The organism is Xanthomonas bromi (genome assembly GCF_900092025.1).
GTDB lineage: Bacteria > Pseudomonadota > Gammaproteobacteria > Xanthomonadales > Xanthomonadaceae > Xanthomonas > Xanthomonas bromi.
Genome location: NZ_FLTX01000023.1, coordinates 130,078 through 150,259, shown reverse-complemented (window position 1 = coordinate 150,259; position 20,182 = coordinate 130,078). Strand labels below are relative to the sequence as shown.

The 20,182-nt window shown below is 65.1% G+C and carries 17 protein-coding genes and 4 pseudogenes; 10 read left to right on the top strand and 11 right to left on the bottom strand.

Annotation, left to right across the window (positions count from 1 at the left end):
• Window positions 1-80: 80 nt before the first annotated feature.
• Window positions 81-2,219, bottom strand: a complete 2,139-nt coding sequence (locus tag XBLMG947_RS08335; RefSeq protein ID WP_065467643.1) for a TonB-dependent receptor family protein — start codon at window positions 2,217-2,219, stop codon at window positions 81-83.
• A 157-nt stretch (window positions 2,220-2,376) separates the two neighbouring features.
• Between XBLMG947_RS08335 and XBLMG947_RS08330 the strand changes: the two genes are divergently transcribed.
• Together XBLMG947_RS08330 and XBLMG947_RS08325 are read left to right on the top strand one after the other, a co-directional pair.
• Window positions 2,377-3,579 carry an amino acid aminotransferase gene (locus XBLMG947_RS08330; protein WP_065467640.1) on the top strand — a complete coding sequence of 401 codons (1,203 nt, stop codon included), beginning with the start codon at window positions 2,377-2,379 and terminating at the stop codon, window positions 3,577-3,579.
• A gap of 424 nt (window positions 3,580-4,003) precedes the next feature.
• A complete protein-coding gene (locus XBLMG947_RS08325; protein WP_065467638.1) occupies window positions 4,004-5,020 on the top strand; it encodes a class 1 fructose-bisphosphatase in 1,017 nt (338 codons plus the stop codon).
• A gap of 311 nt (window positions 5,021-5,331) precedes the next feature.
• On the opposite strand, the pseudogene XBLMG947_RS08320 reads toward XBLMG947_RS08325, so the two are convergent.
• Window positions 5,332-6,090: pseudogene (locus XBLMG947_RS08320) on the bottom strand (IS5 family transposase).
• Window positions 6,091-6,157: 67 nt separating this feature from the next.
• Between XBLMG947_RS08320 and XBLMG947_RS08310 the strand changes: the two are divergent.
• Window positions 6,158-7,256, top strand: a protein-coding gene (locus tag XBLMG947_RS08310; RefSeq protein WP_181093145.1) for an IS3 family transposase whose coding sequence is annotated in 2 segments (ribosomal slippage) — window positions 6,158-6,408 and window positions 6,407-7,256 — 1,101 coding nt in all. Because the reading frame shifts where the segments join, the coding sequence is not laid out codon by codon here.
• Window positions 7,257-7,318: 62 nt separating this feature from the next.
• Here XBLMG947_RS08310 and XBLMG947_RS08305 read toward each other — a convergent pair.
• The 3 genes from XBLMG947_RS08305 to XBLMG947_RS08300 are packed head-to-tail and all read right to left on the bottom strand — an operon-like array spanning window position 7,319 to window position 8,944.
• Entirely contained in the window at window positions 7,319-7,969 is a 651-nt protein-coding gene (locus XBLMG947_RS08305; protein WP_065467633.1) for a DUF938 domain-containing protein, read from the bottom strand.
• A 24-nt stretch (window positions 7,970-7,993) separates the two neighbouring features.
• Window positions 7,994-8,122 carry a hypothetical protein gene (locus tag XBLMG947_RS23930; RefSeq protein WP_258077736.1) on the bottom strand — a complete coding sequence of 43 codons (129 nt, stop codon included), beginning with the start codon at window positions 8,120-8,122 and terminating at the stop codon, window positions 7,994-7,996.
• Between the two features lie 27 nt (window positions 8,123-8,149).
• Complete coding sequence (locus XBLMG947_RS08300) at window positions 8,150-8,944, bottom strand: EcsC family protein (protein WP_065467698.1); 795 nt, start codon at window positions 8,942-8,944, stop codon at window positions 8,150-8,152.
• A gap of 168 nt (window positions 8,945-9,112) precedes the next feature.
• Here XBLMG947_RS08300 and XBLMG947_RS08295 point away from each other — a divergent pair, with 168 nt between their 5' ends.
• On the top strand, window positions 9,113-9,586 hold the full coding sequence (locus tag XBLMG947_RS08295) for an SRPBCC family protein (protein WP_065467696.1): 474 nt from the start codon (window positions 9,113-9,115) through the stop codon (window positions 9,584-9,586).
• Between the two features lie 260 nt (window positions 9,587-9,846).
• Here XBLMG947_RS08295 and proP read toward each other — a convergent pair whose 3' ends face one another.
• From proP to XBLMG947_RS08270, 6 genes and pseudogenes are all read right to left on the bottom strand, one after another.
• Window positions 9,847-11,337, bottom strand: coding sequence for a glycine betaine/L-proline transporter ProP (gene proP / locus XBLMG947_RS08290; RefSeq protein WP_065467631.1), 1,491 nt, complete (start codon window positions 11,335-11,337; stop codon window positions 9,847-9,849).
• 510 nt (window positions 11,338-11,847) lie between these two features.
• Window positions 11,848-12,177, bottom strand: a complete 330-nt coding sequence (locus XBLMG947_RS08285; RefSeq protein WP_065467629.1) for a thioredoxin family protein — start codon at window positions 12,175-12,177, stop codon at window positions 11,848-11,850.
• A gap of 20 nt (window positions 12,178-12,197) precedes the next feature.
• Window positions 12,198-12,596, bottom strand: a complete 399-nt coding sequence (locus XBLMG947_RS08280; protein ID WP_065467627.1) for a host attachment family protein — start codon at window positions 12,594-12,596, stop codon at window positions 12,198-12,200.
• 103 nt (window positions 12,597-12,699) lie between these two features.
• A pseudogene (locus XBLMG947_RS08275) lies at window positions 12,700-12,948 on the bottom strand (alpha/beta hydrolase); the annotation flags it as partial.
• A 115-nt stretch (window positions 12,949-13,063) separates the two neighbouring features.
• A pseudogene (locus XBLMG947_RS24125) lies at window positions 13,064-13,438 on the bottom strand (hypothetical protein); the annotation flags it as partial.
• 61 nt (window positions 13,439-13,499) lie between these two features.
• Window positions 13,500-13,970 carry an NUDIX domain-containing protein gene (locus XBLMG947_RS08270; protein ID WP_065467625.1) on the bottom strand — a complete coding sequence of 157 codons (471 nt, stop codon included), beginning with the start codon at window positions 13,968-13,970 and terminating at the stop codon, window positions 13,500-13,502.
• Window positions 13,971-14,206: 236 nt separating this feature from the next.
• On the opposite strand from XBLMG947_RS08270, the gene XBLMG947_RS08265 reads away from it, so the two are divergent.
• The 6 genes and pseudogenes from XBLMG947_RS08265 to XBLMG947_RS08240 all read left to right on the top strand — a co-directional run bounded on the left by XBLMG947_RS08265 (window position 14,207) and on the right by XBLMG947_RS08240 (window position 20,118).
• Window positions 14,207-14,863, top strand: a complete 657-nt coding sequence (locus tag XBLMG947_RS08265) for an SDR family oxidoreductase (RefSeq protein ID WP_065467692.1) — start codon at window positions 14,207-14,209, stop codon at window positions 14,861-14,863.
• 112 nt (window positions 14,864-14,975) lie between these two features.
• Window positions 14,976-15,413: pseudogene (locus XBLMG947_RS08260) on the top strand (M4 family metallopeptidase); the annotation flags it as partial.
• The gene (locus tag XBLMG947_RS08255) at window positions 15,410-15,721 is read left to right on the top strand and encodes a protealysin inhibitor emfourin (protein WP_065467624.1); all 312 of its coding nucleotides are present in this window, start codon (window positions 15,410-15,412) and stop codon (window positions 15,719-15,721) included. The pseudogene XBLMG947_RS08260 and the gene XBLMG947_RS08255, both read left to right, overlap by 4 nt.
• 405 nt (window positions 15,722-16,126) lie before the next feature.
• Complete coding sequence (locus XBLMG947_RS08250; RefSeq protein WP_065467622.1) at window positions 16,127-17,287, top strand: HDOD domain-containing protein; 1,161 nt, start codon at window positions 16,127-16,129, stop codon at window positions 17,285-17,287.
• Window positions 17,288-17,947: 660 nt separating this feature from the next.
• Window positions 17,948-19,678: a S10 family serine carboxypeptidase-like protein gene (locus XBLMG947_RS08245; protein ID WP_065467620.1), complete on the top strand. Its 1,731-nt coding sequence runs from the start codon at window positions 17,948-17,950 to the stop codon at window positions 19,676-19,678.
• A gap of 35 nt (window positions 19,679-19,713) precedes the next feature.
• On the top strand, window positions 19,714-20,118 hold the full coding sequence (locus tag XBLMG947_RS08240) for a hypothetical protein (RefSeq protein ID WP_065467690.1): 405 nt from the start codon (window positions 19,714-19,716) through the stop codon (window positions 20,116-20,118).
• The last annotated feature ends 64 nt before the right edge of the window (window positions 20,119-20,182 follow it).

Sequence of the window (20,182 nt, the reverse complement as noted above, 5' to 3'; positions counted from 1 at the left end):
CAGCGGCCCGGAGCGAAATACCGTATCAAAAACGGTAGCCGGCCAGGCGAGGGCGGTTGCGCGTCGCAGGCAGGCTGGGCTCAGTGCGCGAACTCCCATTGCAGTCCGACCGTATAGCCCCGATCAGGCCCCGGCTCGTAATAGCGCCCGTTGCCATCGTTGACGATGACCGAGCCCACGTACTGGCGGTCCAACACATTGTCGATGCGTGCGAAGGTGCGCAGTGTGCCCATCGTGGTGGTCCAGCGCCGGGAGGCTTCCAGGTTGACCAATGCATAGCCCGGCGCACGCTCGGTCGCCAGGTCGTTGACCACCGTGGCGCCGGAGGCCACCGTTTCGGCGGCGAACTGCCACTGCATCGGCTGCCACTGCCAACGCGCGAACAACTGCTGACGCGGCACGCCCGGCAGGCGCGCACCGCTGGCCACCAGTGCGGTGGGCGTGGCGCAGCCGCTGCTGGCACAGGTGAGGTAGCCATCGGGCACGGTGGCGTCGACAAAGGTATAGGCCAGCTGCAACTGCTGCGTCGCGCCGATCGGTTGCTGCCAGCTGAGCTCTGCGCCCTGGCGCCGCGTCGCGCCGATATTGCGGTAGGTGCTGCGCCCATTGGTGTTGCTGGCCACCGCCAGTTCGTCGTCGGTGTCGGCGCGGAATACTGCAACCTCCACCGCCGCACCGCTTTGCGCGCGCCATTTGCTGCCGATCTCATAGCTGCGGCTTGTCGCCGCGCCCAGGTCCAGCGCCAGGCCCGCGCCGCCATCGTTGCGATACCCCAGCTCGTTGAAGGTGGGCGTTTCGAAGCCGCGTCCGACCGAGGCGTAAAACCGCAGATCCTCGCCGGCACGGAACACGATACCGGCCACCGGCGTGGTCGCCGAATAATCGCGCTGGCCGCTGTCGTCGGGATTGCGGCCCACGATGTAGTGGTCGTCCGACGCGAAACGCACGTCGCTATGGCGCATACCCAGCAGCGCCGACCAGCGATCGTTCCACTGCCACCACAGCTGCGCGAACTGGTCTACGTTCTCGACCTGGTCGCGCTGGTTGCGGCGCAGTGCGCCCTTGACGCCCAACGCGTCACCGACGAAGTTTTCGTAGCCGGTGCGGTGCTGGCGCTGGCGATCGACATTTGCGCCGACGGTGAACTGCAACGGCCGGCCCAGCGCCTGCCCCTGCCAGGCCCAGCGCGCATCGGCGCCTTCGTAATTGCTGTCCAGATCGATCACGCCACCTGCGTGCAGCGGGTTGCGCTGCACCACGACCGGCACCGACAGGAACTGCTCCACGCTGCGCTGGCCGCCGTAGGCCATCAAACGCAGCGTCTGATCGTCGAATTGCTGAGTAAAGATGGCGCCGGCCTGCGATTGGCGCACCGACTTGCGGGTATTGAACTGCGTGGCCACGGACGTGGCTTGCGCCGGGTCGGCGTTGAACTGGTCCCGGGTCAGGCCGAGCGGGTCTTGTGCATCGGGCGCGTCGAGATAATTGAGCACCAGATCCAGCCGCCTGCCGGGCGCCAGGTCGAAACCCAGCGTGGCGTTGACCGACTCGCGCTTGGCGCGGCTATGCTCGCGGAAGCCATCGGTTTCGAAATGATTGGCGGCCAGGTTGTAATGCACCGCGCCCTGCTGGCCGAGCAACTGCGCGCCCACATCGACGGTGGCATTACTGCCGTAGGTGGCACGCAGCCGCCACGGGTCGTCCGGCTTGCCGTCGGCGCTCCACAGCTGCAGCACGCCGCCGGAGGAAGTGCCGTACAGCGCAGAGAACGGCCCGCGCAGCACTTCCACCCGCTCGGCGCCCAGCACGTTGAAGTGCGAGAGCTGGCCCTGGCCATCGGGCATGCTGGCCGGAATGCCGTCGACCAGCAGCCGCACGCCGCGCACGCCGAAGGTGGAGCGCGCGCCGAAGCCGCGGATCGACAGCTGGGTGTCCTGCGCATAGTTCTGGCGGTCGCGCGCCACCAGGCCGGGAATGCCGTCCAGCAATTCGGAGACCTGCGCACCGCGGCGGTTGTCGTCGTCGGCCGCCACCACGGTGAACGAGGCCGGCAGATCGAAGTCGTCCACCCTACGCACGCGCGCGGCGTCCACCTGCACGGCGGGCAATCGCTGGATCGTTGAGGATGTGGGCGGCGCCGGATCGGCGGCCAGGACGAGCGGCGCGGCACTCGTCGCGAACAGGCCGCACGCGGCGGCCAACAGGGTGAGTCTGGGCATGGGCCTAGTGTCCCTCATCCGTACTGTGGCCGCATCGTTGCGTACGGAACGAAGCATGCTACGCCCGCCATGGGCTGCTACGATGAACTGGTTTGGCCCTGCAGCGGCCAACGATCCGGAAGTACCCCCACTCTTTCGTCCTTCAGCGAGTCATGCCGTGTCCTTCTTTGCAAACGTAGAACAGGTTCCAGGCGACCCCATCCTGGGCCTGACCGAGGCCTACAACGCCGACAGCCGCCCCAACAAGGTCAACCTGGGCGTGGGCATCTATTACGACGAAAACGGGCGCATCCCGCTGTTGCGCGCTGTGCACAAGATCGAGCAGCAGCTCGCGCAGGAGGCCAAACCGCGCGGCTATCTGCCCATCGATGGTCTGGCTGCCTACGACAAGGCCACCCAGGAGCTGCTGTTCGGTGCCGACTCGGCGCTGGTGGCGGCGGGCCGCGTGGCGACCTCGCAGACCGTCGGCGGCAGCGGTGCGCTGCGCGTGGGCGCGGACCTGCTCAAGAAGCTGCTGCCCACCGCCACCATCGCCATCAGCAACCCCAGTTGGGAAAACCATCGCGCAGTGTTCGGCGCGGCCGGCTTCGAGGTGGTGGATTACACCTACTTCGATGCGATGACCCATGGCCTGAACTTCGACGGCATGCTCGCCGATCTGGCCAAGTTGGAGCCGGGCACCGTGGTGCTGCTGCACGCCTGCTGCCACAACCCCACCGGCGCGGACCTGACCAAGGAGCAGTGGAAGCAGGTGGCCGGGCTATTGAAGGAGCGCAATCTGTTCCCGTTCGTCGACATCGCCTACCAGGGCTTCGACAAGGGCATCGAGGCCGATGCCTATGCGGTGCGCCTGCTGGCTGCCGAAGGCATCGACAGCTACGTGGTTGCCAGTTCGTACTCCAAGTCGTTCTCGCTGTATGGCGAGCGCGTGGGCGCGTTGTCGGTGGTCTCGGCGACTGCCGCCGAAGCCAAGGCCGTGCAGTCGCAGGTCAAGCGCATCATTCGCACCATTTATTCCAGCCCGTCCACGCACGGCGCCGCACTGGTGGCCGGCGTGCTGACCAGCCCGGAACTGCGCGATCTGTGGGAGCAGGAACTGACCGAAATGCGCGAGCGCATCCACGCCCTGCGCGCTGGCCTGGTCGAAAAGCTGGCCACGCTGGGCGCGCCGGAGTTCGAGTTCATCCAGCGCCAGGCCGGCATGTTCTCGTACTCGGGCTTGACCAGGACCCAGGTGGACCGCCTGCGCGACGAGTTCGCGATTTACGCCGTCGGCACCGGCCGCATCTGCGTGGCCGCACTGAGCCAGCGCAACCTGGACTACGTGGCGCAGGCCGTGGCGACTGTCAGCCGGATGTAAGCGCCCGCCGCTGCACGCAGCCGCGGGGATATACCGCAGACCGGGAGCGCGCACGCCTCCCGGTTTCTTTTTGCCCGCCCCACCGCGCGGCTGACGGATCGGTCGCGACACAACGCGCTGTCTCCGCGCCGGGTGGGTGCCAGAAGGCAGGGCATCGGCCGCGCGTCGCTTGCCTGATGTTCTCGCTTGCAAGAGCCCAAGGCCGCAAGCTGCAACGGGCAGCGCCTGCGTACCAGCTCCCTTCCCCCGCCTGCGGGACAAGGTGCCCACAGGGTCGATGAGGATGCACACTGCACTCCTCATCCAAACCGCCCATTCGCACATATTCGATCATCCACGCGGCCAAACGCGCAGCAAGTGATCGAAATCTAACGGCGCAATGGCGACAATGGCGGCCCACTTCCTACACAGACTGCCCGCCCCCATGTCGCGTCCCTCGCTGACCCGCTTCCTGATCGAAGAACAACACGCCGGCCGTATCGATGCGGAATTGCGCCAGCTGATCACCATCGTCTCGCGCGCCTGCAAGCGCATTTCCATCGCGGTGAGTAAGGGCGCACTGGGCGGCGTGCTGGGCGATGCCGGCACCGGCAACGTGCAAGGCGAGGCGCAGAAAAAGCTCGATGTGCTGAGCAACGACATCCTGCTCGAAGCCAACGCCTGGGGCGGCCACCTGGCCGCGTGCGCCTCCGAAGAAATGGATCACAGCCAGCCGGTGCCCGACCAATACCCCAGCGGCGATTTCCTGCTGCTGTTCGACCCGCTCGACGGCAGCTCCAACATCGACGTCAACGTTTCGGTGGGCACCATCTTCTCGGTACTGCGCGCCCCCAAGGGCACCGAAAAGCCGGGCGATGAGCACTTTCTGCAGCCGGGCACCCAACAGGTCGCCGCCGGCTACTGCATCTACGGCCCCAGCACCATGCTGGTACTCACGCTCGGCCACGGCACCCACGCCTTCACCCTGGAGCGCGAGGAAGGCAGCTTCCTGCTGACCCAGGCCAACATGCGCGTGCCCGACGACACCGCCGAATACGCCATCAACATGTCCAACCAGCGCCACTGGGAACCGGCGATGCAGGCCTATGCGGGCGATCTGCTGGCCGGTAAGGACGGCACGCGCGGCAAGGACTTCAACATGCGCTGGATCGCCAGCATGGTGGCCGACGTGCACCGCATCCTCACCCGCGGCGGCATCTTCATCTACCCGTGGGACAAGAAGGATCCGAGCAAGCCCGGCAAGCTGCGCCTGATGTACGAAGCCAACCCGATGAGCATGCTGGTGGAACAAGCCGGCGGCGCCGCCACCACCGGGCGCGAACGCATCCTGGACATCCAACCGACGCAGCTGCACCAGCGCGTGCCGGTGTTTTTGGGCTCGAAGAACGAAGTGCATGAGGCGACGCGGTATCACGTGGAGTTCGACAAGGCGCAGGGCTGAGGCTTGGCCCGTAAGTTCTCTGATACCTGGCACCATGTGCATGACACCCAAATCCCTGGGTGTCATGCCTACAGCAGTGCTGGAGCGAAATAGAAAATCGGTTCACTCGAGGTCATCTCCGCTTCGTCACCGACGATTGACGGATGAAGTATTGCCGGCAGGCAGCGGAATTGGTCCGCAGCCGGGTCGCTTAAGAAGGAGTTGATCCGTGAGTGCGAAAACGTACCGCGTGAACGCAAAAGACTTCGTGGCATTTGCTGGGCAAGATGCGCTCCTGTGGTCAAAACTCTCTGGAGTTGACCTAGGGCCTGTTAACACATCCGAAGTCCATCAACGACAAGAACGAAGCTCAGGAATCCGAGGAACATGACATCCAGCTTGTCGAAGCGCGAGAAAATCCGGCGCTCGCCTTTCAAGCGACGGAACAGCCTCTCCACTTCGTTGCGCCGCTTGTACATTTCGCGGTTGTACTCCCAAGGCTCTACCCGGTTGGCTTTGGGCGGGACCACCGGCACGTAGCCAAGATCGAGCGCCAGTTGGCGTGTCTCGTTGCCCTCGTAAGCACGATCCATCAGCAAATGAATCGGTCGCTCCACAGGCCCCCGATGTTCAAGCAACGTGCGGCCCGCAGGTGCGTCATGCGCATTGCCAGGCGTTAATCCGAACGTGATGGCTGTTCGAGCATCTGCGGCAACCATATGAATCTTGGTGTTCCATCCACCGCGCGACTTACCGATGGCTTGTGGGCCGTTTTTTTTAGGGCGCCAGTCCCATCGGGATGCACCTTGATGCTGGTGGAGTCCAGCGAGACTGCCTCGATTTTGATGCGTACGATCTGGGACTTCTGCAGTTCAGCAAACATCCGGTCCAGCACACCTGCCTTGGCCCAACGGTTCATGCGTGTGTACACCGTATGCCAATTGCCAAAACGCTTGGGCAGGCCGCGCGATTTGCAGCTCGGCAACGTAGAGGATGGCGTTGACCACTTGCAGGTTGGTCATGCCGACATTGCCGCGCTGCGCCGGCAGGCAGTGCTCGATGAGGGAAAATTGTGCTGGTGTGATTTCCACGACGTCCCCCCGAGTTTGAGTAGCACATCTGTTTGGAGTCCAATTCCCTATCCCGAGGAGATTGGACGTGAAGAAGCGTTTTTCCGAAGAGCAGATCATCGGCTTCCTGCGCGAAGCCGAGGCCGGTGTGGCGATCAAGGATCTATGCCGACGGCATGGCTTCAGTGAGGCCTCGTACTACCTGTGGCGCAGCAAGTTCGGCGGCATGAGCGTGCCCGATGCCAAGCGGCTCAAGGACGTGGAGGCCGAGAACACGCGGCTGAAGAAGTTGCTGGCCGAGCAGGTGTTCCAACACGACCTGATCAAGGATGCGCTGCAAAAAAATGGTGAGCGCACCGGCGCGTCGTGCGCTGGTGCGCGAGTGGATCGAAGGTGGCGCCAGCGAGCGCTGCGCCCTGGCGGCGATCGGCATGAGCGCCAGTGCGCTGCGCTATTGTCCGCGCGAGGACCGCAACGTTGCGTTGCGCGAGCGCATCCTTGCGTTGGCGCATCGCCATCGCCGCTATGGCGTGGGGATGATTTATCTCAAGCTGCGGCAGGAAGGTCGTCTCGTGAACTATAAGCGGGTGGAGCGGCTGTATTGCGAGCAGCAGCTGCAGGTCCGCCGCCGCAAGCGTAAAAAGGTGCCGGTAGGCGAGCGTGCGCCGTTGTTGCGGCCTACCAAGGCCGACCAGGTGTGGTTGGACTTCGTGTTCGACCGCACCGCCGAAGGCAGGGCAATCAAGTGTCTGGTGATTGCGGACGACGCCACCCACGAAGTGGTCGCCATCGACGTGGAGCGTGCGATCTCGGGACACGGCGTTGTGCGCGTGCTGGATCGGTTGGCACACAGTCGTGGCCTGCCGCAGATGATCCGCACGGACAACGGCAAGGAGTTCTGTGGCAAGGCCATGGTCGCCTGGGCGCATGCCAATCGTGTGCAGCTACGCCAGATCCAGCCTGGCAAACCGAACCAGAATGCCTACGTCGAATCCTTCAACGGCAGGCTACGCGACGAATGCCTCAACGAACATTGGTTCCCAACGCTGCTGCATGCGCGCACCGACATCGAACGGTGGCGTCGCGAGTACAACCAACACCGTCCCAAGAAAACAATCGGCAGAATGACGCCGGCGGCCTATGCCCAGCAGTTGGCCAATAGCGATATCATCAACCCTGGACTCTAAACCCGACTGCTACTCAGGATGGGGGGACGTCGCGTTGGCAGCAGGAGTGCCGAGCCGGTGATTCAACTCTCAGCCGTTGCCCGCCGCCACACCCGGCAATGATTGTTCGCCGGCAATGCCACATCGTCGATCAACTGTAATCCCACCGATGCCGCCAACGCATCCACCGCTTCGGCATCGCGGATGCCCGCTGCAGGGTCGCGCTCGCGCAACATCGCGTCGAAGGCGCGATTGCTGGCGCTGGTGAACTGCCCGTTGCGGTTGAATGGCCCGTAGATCGCCACCACCGCACCTGCCGCCATCACCGCAGGCAATCCGGCGAACAAGGCGTGCACCTGCGGCCAGCCCATGATGTGCAAGGTGTTGGCGCTGTAGATCGCATCGAAGCCGCGCTGGCCGTCAGCCAGCACCGGCAAGCTGGGCGGCGGTGCAAGCCCGGGCACGGGCGCCAGCACGGCCTGCAATGGAATGGGCGGCGGCGTATTCGGCAGTGCCGCTTCGTCCAGCCATTGCTGCATGCCCGGCAGATGATCGGCGTGGTCGCTGGCCTGCCACTGCAACCACGGCATCGCCGCCGCGAAATGCACTGCGTGCTGCCCGGTGCCCGCGCCGATTTCCAGCACGTGCTGCCGGTCGGCAAAGTGCGTGCGCACTACTTCCAGAATCGGATCGCGGTTGCGTGCGGAGGCTGGCGAAAAAGGTTTGCTCATCATCGTCGTCTGTCGTGGTTGCACCGATTATGGCGCGCGCCAATCCTTCGGCGACACCGGTTCGGCAAACACGATGCCGCTGCCGTTTACCTGCGCCGCATTGCGCACGCCTCGGCCGTCGCCGTGACAGTCGATGCACGATGAGGGCACCGACATGGCGCCGTTCGCCTGCAGTGCTCCGGATCAGCGCGGCGGCGGCAACGCCTCATAGGCGCGCCGCACCGCATCTTCGCCAAAGCGGCGCTCCAGGCGGCGCACGATGAAATGCCCGCGCGCCATCGCCTGGAAGTGACGCATGAATACGGTATTGAGCGTGGCGCCACTGACTGCACCCACCAGCGGCACTGCCTGCACGGCGAGCTTTTCGCCCACATTCACCGAAAACCTCGCCGCCACGCGCGACACCAACGACACCAGTGCCGGTGCACCCTTGCTCGCGAAGCCGTGCGCCGCCACATAACTGGCCGCAGCGCTCAATTGCTGCGCCATCGCCGCACGCACTGCGAAATAGCCCGATTCGGCGCCATCGTCGCTGGCACGGCGTCCTCCATGCGCCAGCACTTCCAGGCAGGCCAGCGCGGTTTCAGGGTCGTGCAGCGATTCGCCTTCGGCACGGGCGATATCGGCGATGGAGCGCAGCATCACTGTGGTGGTCACCGGCAACTCCACCATCAACCCCGGCAGGCCGAAAAACCCGCCTGCGCCGCCAGCAACTGCCACCGCCAATGTGTGCCGCGCGGTGGATGCCGGCTGCTGCGCATTGGTCTTGCCGCGCAGGCTCAACAACGCCGATTTCATCGCCACCTGCAGCGCGCGGCGGGTGATGCCATCGATGCTGCGGGTCACCATCCCGGGGAGCCGCTTGGTGATCAGGCTCTCGATCGGCGCGCCCAGCGCATTGGCCAGTTGCGCTGCCACGCCGGGGTTTTCCAGCAATGCGTGGGCCGTGGCCAGATCGCGCCGCGCGGCAGCGTCCATCATCGGTATCGGAAGCGTTGTCATGCCTGCTCATCATGATTGGGACCTGGCCGATGGTACCCAGCGCGATGTGAGTGCCGCACAAGCGAACCGGAGATGCTGGGCCTGGCATGCAATTGGCTGTTAAAATACGGGATCATCGGCGTCCAAGCAGTGATTGCTCACCAGATGAATCGCGAGATCCGCCACAGTATCGTCATTGCCGCAGCGCCGGAAGTGGTCTCTGCTGCGTTGTCCGAGCCCCGGAAGTTTGCGCATTGGTGGACCCGCGAAGTGAGCCTGGCCGACGATCTGGTGCGCCTGGACTGGAGCCGGCAAGGCTGGCGGGTGGAATTGAGCATCGATGCCGGCGCCGATCATCAGCTGGTGTGCTGGCGCTGCCACGATTCCAACATGCTCGACACCGATGCCTGGAAAGGCACGGTGATGCGCTTCGAACTGCGCTCCACCAGCCAGGGCACGCAGGTGGATTTCGTGCAGTCCGGCTACCGCGACTCGCCGTGCAAAGAGGCCTGCGCGCGCGGCTGGCGTTTCTTCCTGGGCAGCAGCCTCAAACGCTATGTGGAAACCGGCGAGGGCGCGCCCTCGGTCGATATGCGCATGCCCGAATCGCTGGAGCAACACGCGCACGCCCCGCGCTGAAGACCGCAAAGGCAAACGTCAGCGTCGTTCATTGCGCTGCGTAGAACCCTGGCAACAGCGTGCAAGCCTTGCACGCGGCGGGTATTGCCTGCAGCACGTCCGTCACCTGGACGACGCCAGCTTCGATCTGGCTGGCCACCGCTCAATGCGCAAGCCGGTATCAGCGCGCAACGAACGCGATCGCCTGCGTCACGCGCAACCGCATGCGCTGCTGCACTACATGCGCCTGCACCAGAGGCATGCCGTGCAATGCAGCTAGCTCACGCCGTACGCGGCTGGCCCATCGATGACGCCGTATTGACCGGCAACTGCGCATCCACCGTCACCGGGCTGTTGGCCTGCAACAGTGCGCGCGCTTCGGCATCGCTGGCCACCGCCGGCGGCGAGCCGCGTAACGGCAGCCCTGCGGTTTCACGCACGAACAGCATGGTCAGCAAGCCAATCGCCGCCGCCCCCATCAGGTAGTAGGCCGGCACCAGCGGGTCGCCGGTACGCTCTACGAGCCAGGCGGTGACCAACGGCGTGGTGCCGCCGAACAGCGAGACCGAGACGTTGAAGCCGATCGACAACGCGCTGTAGCGCACCGGCGTGTAGAACAGCGCCGGCAAGGTGGACGGCATCGAACTGGTGAAGCACACCAGCGCCAGTCCGAGCAGCATCAGCCCGGCGAAGATCAACCCATCGTGACCGCTGCCGATCAGCAACAGGCACGGGATCGCCAGCGCGAACAGTGCGATGCAGGCACCGATGATCATCGGCCGTCGACCCAGTTTGTCGCTGAACAGGCCACCGACGATGTTGAGCGGCATCATCACCAGCATGACCAGGATGATCAGCAACAAGCCCTTGCTCTCGGCGTAGCCCATGGTGACGCTGAGATAGCTGGGCATATAGGTCAGTAGCATGTAGTCGGTGACGTTGAACACCAGCACCAGCCCCACACACTTGAGCAGTTGCGGCCAATGCAGGCGCAGCAACGTCATCAGGCCTTGCGCAGCGGTCTTTCGTTCGCGCTGTTCGGAGTGTTCGGTGTAGGCGCGAAATGCCGGGGTTTCTTCCAGCTTCATGCGCATGTACAGACCGAGCAGACCGAGCGGGCCGGCGATCAGGAACGGCACGCGCCAACCCCAGTCGAGCATCTGCGCCGGGGTCACGCTCATGTGCAAGGCGGTGACGGTGGCTGCGCCGGCGATGTAACCGCCGAGCGTGCCGAATTCCAGCCAGCTGCCCATCAGGCCGCGATTGCGGTCGGTGGCGTATTCGGCAATGAAGGTGGCCGCGCCACCGTATTCGCCGCCGGTGGAAAACCCCTGCAGCAGACGCGCCAGCAGCAGCAGTGCCGGCGCCCACAGGCCGATGCGCTCGTAGGCCGGAATCAGGCCGATGCTGAAGGTGCCCAAGGCCATCAGGATCATCGTGGCCGCCAGCACTTTCTGGCGCCCGTAACGGTCGCCGAGCGGGCCGAAGACCATGCCGCCGATCGGCCGCACCAGAAAGGCCACGGTGAAGGTGGCAAAGGTGGCGATCAACTGCGCAGTCGGGTTACTGGCCGGGAAGAACACCTGGCCCAGCGTCACCGCGAGATAGCCGTACACGCCGAAGTCGAACCACTCCATCGCATTGCCCAGCGCAGCGGCGCCCACGGCCCTGCGCAGCATGCCGCGGTCCACCACGGTGACATCATCCAGTTGCAGTTGGCGGCGGCGTTTGAACCAGCCGAAGTGCGAACGCATCGCGCGGGCATCGTGCATCTGTGGTCTCCATAAGTCGCGCCTCGGATTTCTCGTCGGACGCAGGCCATCGCTGCCCCCTCGCCCTGGTACTGCACAGGACACGGCACATCACGCAAGCACGACAGCGCATTGCACTGGATGACACCGGAGGCATTCCCGGACGGCCGCATGGAGTCAGCGACGCTGCGGGACAGACGACCAAGGGATGGGCAATGCCCAGGGCTTGATCAGCACGGCATGGTACTACAGCACGCAGAGCGTTGCAGGCGTGACTGCGTAAAGTGCTGAAAATTGCCTGTTTTCAGCGCATGGGTGAAGAGCGAGCGATGTGCAGGACACGCGCGCCACAGGACTCCATGCACAAAATGCTGCGACGGATTCAGGCAAGCCTGGTCTCGAGGCAGCAGCTGCATCAGCAGTAACGCAGCGCGTACCCGCTTCCTACAGTCACCAAGAAAACGACTGCGCAGGCGCCGGGCGACTGCGTGCACTCAAGCGCGCGCCAACGCCGTGCACCGCTGCAGGCGATCAGCCCGCGTCCAGCACCGACAACATGGCGTGCAGATCTTCGCGCGTCTGTGGTCTGACGGCACGCGCCAGTTCTTCGCCATCGCGCAGCAGGATGATCGTGGGCCACAGCGTGACGCGAAAAGAGCGGCCCAACGGCCGCCCTTTTCCATCTTCGATCTTGCGGTAATCGACCGTCTCGTACACACCCAGCAGCTTTTGCAGCAGCGGCTGCGCGGCGATGCAGTGGCCGCACCAGTCGGTGCCGAATTCCAGCACTTGCAGGCCGGTCTGTGCATCCACCGCGCTGCGTTCCGGTGCCTGGGTGGCGTACGCGCGAACGAACCCCATGGTGTGGATGCTCCGCTGCGTTATGACAGGGCGCGCTGGATATCTTCCAGCGGCAGGTTGGTCAGATCCTTGGCCAGGTCGCCCACCAGACGCTGCTGGGTTTCCTTGTGCAGCAACGGGCGCACCCGGCCCAGCGTGGTCGGGTCGGCCACCAGTACCAAATGGGTGTATTCGTGCTTCAGGGCGCCATCGTTCAAGGCGAGCGACAGCTGCTTGGCAAAGGTCATTTCGTCCAGGTCTGCCTCGGTGAGGTCGCGCGGTGCCTTGCCGGCCGGGCCGTCGTCATCGACGTTCTGCACGTCGGTGCGCGCGTGCTGGCGCAGCACGACCTTGGATTCGCTCCCGGTATTGGTAAACCAACGGGCTTCGCCACCGTCGGCCACGACTACCAAGGCGCCCTGAGGAATTTGCAGACTCATCCGATTTCTCCTGGTCGATAGTGACGCTGCAACTGCAGCGCCAGTGCGTCTCAAGCTAGGCGAGAAGACGTAAGCATTGCGCCTAATCGGCGTCAGCATGGCGTTAGTGCGGCGCGTCGAACTGCGGCGGCGGCAGCGCCAGATGCTTGCTGAAACAGCGCGCGATGACGCGTAGCGCCTGCTGGCTTTCCGGCAGCGTGTCGGTCAGGTGGAAGGCATGTCCCAACCCGTCCCAGACATGCAGATCCGATTCGCGGCCCAGGTCCACCAGGCGCGCGTGCGTATACGCCGCCGTGCTCAGCTCGGCAGCGCGCGTGGCGGTGACCAGCAGGATCGGTGGAAACTGGCGCAGCTCGAAGGCAAGCGCAGTCGCCATGAATGCAAGTGCGCGCAGTTCCTTTCGCCAAGCACGTGCCATGTCGTGCCCTCCCAGGCGCGTTGAGCCGGGGAAGATAGCCTGCGTTCTGCAGAAACGCCGCGCCTGCGGCCACCACCCACAACCAGAACGCCTGCTCGCCACCGGAGCTCTGCAGCAAGCCGGCCACCAATCGGTAGGCGGTCCAGCCGAACCACACCAGCAAACCCAGATACACGGCGATGAAGCCGCCCAGCCCGAGCATGGCCAGCCAGGCGTTGCGGCGATAGTTGCTGCTGGGCGCAGTCAGCTGTTCCGGCACCACGGCCGGGCCTTGCGGATAAAGCGATTCCATTCGTTTCCCCTGATGAGTGGCCGGGCACCACGCAGTCGTGCGGCATCCCGGCCGTGCGTTTCGATCCACCGGGCACGCTGTCCCCTCGCTCGGGCGGCGCAGAAAATAGCCGAGCGCGGCGACAACATCCATGTGATGCGCGCGGTGCAGGGCGTGCCCGCAGCGCGATCGCCTCAGCGCCGCTGTAACGCGGTCATTGCCGTGTGGCAGCGCGCTCGGCCTGCACCTGCCGCACCGCCTGCATGGCCGAGCGGGTCAATGGAGTGGGCAAGGCGTCGAGTGCGAACCAACCGAGTTCCAGCAGCACCTGCGGTTCGCACAGCACCGCGTGTTCCGGACCCTGGATGCTGGCCAGATACACCGGCGCCACCCAATGCTGCGGCGGATCCATGTCCGGCTCGAAGTGGCTGACCACGCACAGCACGCGCTGCGGGTGCACCTGCAGGCCGGTTTCTTCGCGCACCTCGCGCACCACGGTGGCTTCCACGGTTTCCATCCAGTCCACCTTGCCGCCGGGCAGCCCCCAATGGCCTTGCTCGGGCGCGCGTCCGCGCAGCACCAGCAGGAGTCGGCCATCGGCCCGCTGGATAAACGCACCACAGCCAACGCGCGGGCGTCGCTCGGAAGACATAGACATCAGCAACACTCGCAGACTCTGGCCCATCAGTGTCCTAGATCTGGCAGCCGCGGGGAATGCTGGCAGGCAGGTTCGCTCGCCACGCGCGTGGGCGTCGCAGGATCGCGATGCATGAGGCACGCGATCTGCGCGGCCTGCAGATGCGGGTGGATGCACACATCGCGTTGTGTCGATGATCCTGCGCGATAACACCGCCTTAGCGCCGCATTGGCGAGCATGACTGCCTTCCGCGCCGGGCTGGCGCGTAGCTGTTGGAATTGGGCATGTCTCGAATTCTCGTCATTGGTGGCCACGGCAAGGTGGCGCGCCTGCTCACGCCGCTGTTGGTGCGCGATGGGCATCAGGTCACCGCGCTGTTCCGCAATCCTGCACACCAAGACGACGTGAGTGCCGATGGCGCCACGCCGATGGTGTTCGATATCGAACACGCCCAGACCGATGCCATTGCCGCGCAACTGGCCGGTCACGATGCCGTGGTGTGGTCGGCCGGTGCGGGCGGCGGCGATGCGGCGCGTACCTATGCGGTGGATCGCGATGCGGCCATCCGCTCGATGCAGGCCGCCGAGCAGGCGCGCGTGCGCCGCTACGTGATGGTGTCGTATCTCGGCGCCGGGCTGGAACACGGCGTCGGGCCGGACGATGCGTTCTTCACCTACGCACAAGCCAAGGGCGCCGCCGATGCGCACCTGCGCAGCACCACGCTGGACTGGACCGTGCTCGGCCCCGGCCGGCTGACGACGGATCCGCCATCGGGCCGAATCGCCCGCGACCCGGGCAGCGATGCCGAAGGCGGCGTCTCGCGCGGCAACGTCGCGCAGGTGATCGCCGCCGTCCTGGCAACGCCGGCCAGCATCGGCAAGACGGTGGGATTTATCGACGGCCAGACACCCATCGAGCAGGCGCTGTCGCCGCTGGAATGAACGCAATACCCCGCGCGACGCGCGCTGCACGCGGTCATCGGCGCCGGCTAACGAATTCCTAAAGCCGGCGCCCGCATAGTCGCCAGCGCAGTCATTGTGAAGATCGTTTATGTACGCATTGCGCGAGAGGGCCGATCGGTCCGACTGGATCGTTGGTGCCGGCTTGCTGATGCCCGGCATCGAGCGCGTGCGGCTGCGCTCGATGCAGGCGCCCGGCAGTGCCTACGACGCCCCCGCCCTGGGCAATGATCAACCGGCCACCGTTACCGGTAATGTCGGCACGCAAGAGGACGATGGCGGCGTGCACGACAACGCCGGCATTCCTGACCACGCGCTCTACCGCGCCGTCGTCGCGATCGGTGGGGCTGCGTGGGAGACAACCGGGCGCATCCGGTATCGCGCGCTCACTGGCAGCGAACCGGCTACCGGCGCGGACTTGCCCACCGTCGCTGCCCTGACCGTCAGCGTGGTCAGCGCCGACGACCGCGCCAACAGTAGCCAAACCACAGCGGTGCATCACGCCTGGCGCGACGCGGGCGTGCGCGGATGAGCCCACAACGGCCGCCGGTGGACACGGGCGTGATCCTGCGGCTGGCGCGCGAAGGCGGCGTGGCGGCGTTTCCTGCCATGCGCCGCGAGCGCCAGCTGGTGATGGATACGCTGGACGCTGCGCAACGGCTGCGGCTTAGCAGCGTGCTGGATCAGTGCATGCAGCACGCGCTGCCCCCACCGCAGGCCGGCGGGCGCGACCGGCGCTATTTCAGCATCGCGTGGGACGGCGCCCGCGAACCGCTGCGCATTCCCGAAGAACATGCGCCGGCTGAAATCGTGCGGTTGTGGAAGCAGGGCACGTTGTAGCGCAGGCGGTGCCGCAACGTCGTCAGGACGCATCGCTTGCGACATCCAGCAGATACCACGCAGCGTATTGACCTCGTCCACAAACGAAGACACCGCGCAGCTGCGCGGTGTCTGTCGGTAAGCGAATGTGGTCCAACTGCGGATGCCTGCACCCTTTAAGCTGCCTAGATGCTCTAGGCCTGCACAGCTGGTGACGCATGATGGTGCCTGCCGTGTTAGTGCCACGTGCAGTACAGCGGTCAGTCTGAAGACAGGCCCTCATCGCTCCCTGCACCACCCGGCGGCGCACTCTGCAGGGCGACCGGCGCATCCGCCGACACATCGCCAGCGCGCGTGGCACGGGCTCACATTGCCGCCGCGACCGGCTTCGCGGATAGTCGCAGCACTGCTCAGACGGTTTTTTCCATGATGCTCGTGACTGTGTTGCTGCTCGCTGCAGGACTGCTGGGTGCCGTTGTGCTCGCTGGGGGCATCTGGTGGTTGCTGGCACGACGCCGCGACGCCAAGGCCAAAGGCATCGCGCGGCCGGTTGCGGTCAGTGCGGCCACCGCACACGCGCCGCCTACGCCGGACCAAGCGCAAGGCGCGCCGCTGCAACCACCCGCCCAGCCGCCGTCTGCACAGCCGTTGCAGATCGACCCGCCGCCGATGCGCCCGCTGTTGCGGCGCATGTATGCGGCGGTGATGGCCACACCCTCGCTGGCCGAGGGCAAGCTGCCGACCGACCCCGCCCAGGCCGAGGTGCTGACCGCTGTCGGCGTTGCGCTCGACCGTGTCGACCTGCGCCCACACTTGCTGCCGCGCCGCCCGCACCTGTTGCCGCAGCTGATGCGTGCGGTGAACGACCCAGATGCTTCCGGCCGTGGCATCGCCGCCATCATCGCGCAGGACCCGGCGCTCGCGGCCAACCTGCTGCGCATCGCCAACAGCGCGCTGTATCGCCCGCAAGGCGGCCCGCTGGAAAGCCTGGAACGCGCGGTGGTGCATATCGGCACCGAAGGCGTGCGCCAGATCGTCGCCGCCGCCGTCATGCAGCCGGTACTGAGCCTGGATGGCGGGCTGTATTCGCGCCTGCCCGCCGTCGTGTGGGATTACGCCCTACGCACCGCCACCGCTGCCGCCGCCTACACGCGCGAACGCGGCGGCGACACCTTGTCCGGGCAACTGTCCGGCCTGCTGCAGGGCCTGGGCGCGGTGGTGATCCTGCGCGTCTTGCGCGACACCTATGCCGAACGCCCGAATGTGCCCTACAACCTCGAGGTGGCCGCTGCCCTGGTCGAACGCCACACCGCCGCAATGGCCAAGACCATTGCCAGCGCCTGGGACCTGCCGCCACAACTCAGCACCGCGCTGGACGAACAGCGCCCCGAACACGACACCACCTTGCTCGCGACCCCGCTCGGCCTGGCCCTGCGCTACGGCCGCCTCGCCGCCGCCCTGGCCATGCTCGCTCGCCACGGCGCCGAGCACGAAGACCACGCGCTCAGCATCCTGGCCACCCTGGAACCCGACAACGCGGCCAACGCCGCACTGTGGCAACGGCTGGTGGCTGCGAGCGTGGAGTGAGTTGCTGAACTACCCTAGCAATTGCTTTGCGGTCGACACCTCGTTTCGGGAGCTGGCCCTCATGGAACAGCGCACGCCTGCCCTACAAGGCCAGCAAGCTGTCACGCAGCAACAGGATGCGCAGGCGAAGGCGGCGCAGCGCGTTTAGCATCGAACGTCCGTTGCGCTGACGCACGCGTTGTCCGTTGTGTCAGCAGTCGCAGGTATTTGGAGTCGATCACTTCAAGCACGCCGTCACGCTGGCAGTCCAGACGCGAAACTACCCAGGTCACGTTCCACAGAGCGAACGAACACGCCGCGTGCTGGCAGCCGCCAGCGCGGAGTGGGCGGCTACTCGCGTCACCGCAATGGCTGAAGCGCCAGGCATGTCGGCGGACCAAATCAAATGGCGAGACAGCCGCGCCATGACGCATCCAGCTGTCGAATCGGTCACAACTCGTTGCAGCGGTGGTGTGCAGTCCACGCGTCGCTTCGCGCGTGCTGCCGCGGTTTCGTGTCTGCGTGGCTGGCGCAGCGGTCCGTTGCACAGAGTCGACGCCGCCGGCCTGAGCCGCGCGCTACGCCACGCTTTCGAGGTGCATGGTGTGCCAGGGCAGGTGTGCCGCAGGCCACGTATCACTGCCCCAGATGCAACAGCCTTACTTCCGACACAGGTGCACCATGTCCCAGCGCAATGCCGGTTCCGCACAACGCACGCTTCTGTTGTTGCTTGGTGTGTTGCTTGGCGTCCCGCCCGGCGCCGGTGCGCAGCAGCGTGTGGCAGCGGTCGCCGGCAACACGACGTACATCGATCGCATTGCATATGCGTCCAAAGCCGATGCCGGGCTGGATGCCGGTGTCGCCAACGAGCGCTCTGCACTCATGCACCACGTCTGGCAGGGCAAAGGCCAGACGCTGCCCTACAGCGTGCGCACAGGCCACCTGATTGCGCGAGACGCCGCTGGGCAACCGCAGGCCACCATGTCGTATGTGGCCTACACCGCAGCTGCGCGTGGTGGCAAGCCGCGACCGCTTACGTTCTTTTACAACGGTGGGCCTGGCGCATCGGCATCGTTGTTGCACCTTGCCTCGTTCGCGCCCAAGCGCCTGGCCACCGCTGCGCCGGCCTTCGGGAATTGGCCCAACTACCCGATGGTCGACAACGCAGAGAGTCTGATCGCCAGCACCGACATGGTGTTTATCGATCCGCCCGGCACCGGCTTGTCGGAGGCGATCTTGCCCAACACCAATGCCAGTTTCTGGAGCAGCGATGCCGACGTGCAGGTGATGCGCGATTTCATCCAACGCTATCTGCAAGCCAATCGACGCAGCGGCGCGCCGTTGTATCTGTACGGCGAGTCGTACGGCACAGCGCGCTCCACCATGCTTGCGCTGGCATTGGAATCGGCCGGCGTGCGGCTCACCGGCATCATCCTGCAATCGTCGATCCTCAACTACTACGCCGACGCGCTGTTTTCCGGTGGACTGTATTACCCGGATTATCCCAAAGGCATGAAATACAGCGGCGACACCATTGGCGGTGAATTCCCCAGCTATGCCGCGGTTGCCGCGTACCACAAGCAAACCGAAGTGACTGCAAGCGATGAGTTCTATGCATTGCAGATGCGCGCCTTCGTCAGTGTGGTGCACGACGAGTTCCAGCGTTACGGGCAGGCCTGGGTACTGAGCCAGTACGGCTTCCCCAACATTCTGGGCAAGCCGGTGGTTCCGGAGGCGCGCGTGCTGACCCGTTGGCGGCCGTTGTCCGGTCTCAGCATGCAGGCGCTGCAAGGCTATTTTTCCTTGCAATCGTTCAACAAGGGCCTGCTGCCCGGTACCACCATCGGCCGCTACGACGGGCGCGTGACCCTGCCCAACGGCGACGCGCGTCTGAAGACCGATAACGACCCTTCCGACATCCTGATCGGCCAACCGTTGAGCAACGCATTGGCGCTGCAGTTTCCACACTATCTGGGCTATAGCGCGCCCAACGCCAGCTACGCCTCATTCAACCAGGACATCGTCAATGTCTGGAATTTCCATCATGCCGGCAGGCTTGCACCGGATACCTTGCCCGACCTGCTCGGCGCACTGCGTCTGAATCCCGCGCTCAAGGTGCTTGCGCTCAGCGGTTATCACGACCTCGCCACACCGTTCTACAGCACCGAAAAACAGCTCGCACGGCTACGCACCATTCGCAACTTCAATCCCGATGTGCTGGTTGCCACCTATGCGGGGGGGCACATGATCTATCTGGATGACGCCTCGCGCGCGAAGATGCAGACCGACCTTACCGGCTATTACGCCAACGGCACGATTCAAGACGCAGTCCCCCTGGCGCTGCTCGACTCGCCCTGGCCAGACCTGCGCAACATCGGCGCAGCGCCCGCCACCACCGCTGCAACACCCTGAGCGTGCGCGCGCCCATCCTTTGCGAGGACCTCCTGATGCGTTTCTTCTCCTTACTTCCGGCTGCCGTGGCCTCGCTCGTGCTGGCGGCCACCGCAGTCGGTGCGCAGTCGCTCCCCATGCAACGCGTCTCCACCGTCAGCAACACTGCACGCCATGCCGGTATCGATGGACCCTTCCTGCCCAAGTCGCAGACCACGACCGAGCCTGAAGCAGCAGCAGACAGTCTTGGCGACACGCTGGAGGACCAGGCCCAGCAGCGCATCAGCAGTACGCTCGGTGCCAACGGCGCGCTGTCGCACCGCAATGCCATCACCAAGCAGCAGGCGCAGGCCCAGGGACTGGGCTTTGTGGCAACGCATTTCGAACAGATCGACCGCAGCCACAGCGGCAGCGTGACATTGGACGATGTGCAGGCGTATGTGAAGCAACAACAGCGCTGAGCTGAGGTGGCGGTCGCGGCGTTGCGGCCGGTCGTCCACATCCAGCGCAGCGTGCAATGCCACG

Coding starts and splice junctions, on each gene's coding strand:
- XBLMG947_RS08335 (WP_065467643.1), bottom strand. CDS start 2,219: ATGCCCAGACTCACCCTGTTGGCCGCCGCGTGCGGCCTGTTCGCGACG.
- XBLMG947_RS08325 (WP_065467638.1), top strand. CDS start 4,004: ATGTCGCGTCCCTCGCTGACCCGCTTCCTGATCGAAGAACAACACGCC.
- XBLMG947_RS08305 (WP_065467633.1), bottom strand. CDS start 7,969: ATGATGAGCAAACCTTTTTCGCCAGCCTCCGCACGCAACCGCGATCCG.
- XBLMG947_RS23930 (WP_258077736.1), bottom strand. CDS start 8,122: ATGTCGGTGCCCTCATCGTGCATCGACTGTCACGGCGACGGCCGAGGC.
- XBLMG947_RS08300 (WP_065467698.1), bottom strand. CDS start 8,944: ATGGACGCTGCCGCGCGGCGCGATCTGGCCACGGCCCACGCATTGCTG.
- XBLMG947_RS08295 (WP_065467696.1), top strand. CDS start 9,113: ATGAATCGCGAGATCCGCCACAGTATCGTCATTGCCGCAGCGCCGGAA.
- proP (WP_065467631.1), bottom strand. CDS start 11,337: ATGCACGATGCCCGCGCGATGCGTTCGCACTTCGGCTGGTTCAAACGC.
- XBLMG947_RS08285 (WP_065467629.1), bottom strand. CDS start 12,177: ATGGGGTTCGTTCGCGCGTACGCCACCCAGGCACCGGAACGCAGCGCG.
- XBLMG947_RS08280 (WP_065467627.1), bottom strand. CDS start 12,596: ATGAGTCTGCAAATTCCTCAGGGCGCCTTGGTAGTCGTGGCCGACGGT.
- XBLMG947_RS08270 (WP_065467625.1), bottom strand. CDS start 13,970: ATGGGCCAGAGTCTGCGAGTGTTGCTGATGTCTATGTCTTCCGAGCGA.
- XBLMG947_RS08265 (WP_065467692.1), top strand. CDS start 14,207: ATGTCTCGAATTCTCGTCATTGGTGGCCACGGCAAGGTGGCGCGCCTG.
- XBLMG947_RS08255 (WP_065467624.1), top strand. CDS start 15,410: ATGAGCCCACAACGGCCGCCGGTGGACACGGGCGTGATCCTGCGGCTG.
- XBLMG947_RS08250 (WP_065467622.1), top strand. CDS start 16,127: ATGATGCTCGTGACTGTGTTGCTGCTCGCTGCAGGACTGCTGGGTGCC.
- XBLMG947_RS08245 (WP_065467620.1), top strand. CDS start 17,948: ATGTCCCAGCGCAATGCCGGTTCCGCACAACGCACGCTTCTGTTGTTG.
- XBLMG947_RS08240 (WP_065467690.1), top strand. CDS start 19,714: ATGCGTTTCTTCTCCTTACTTCCGGCTGCCGTGGCCTCGCTCGTGCTG.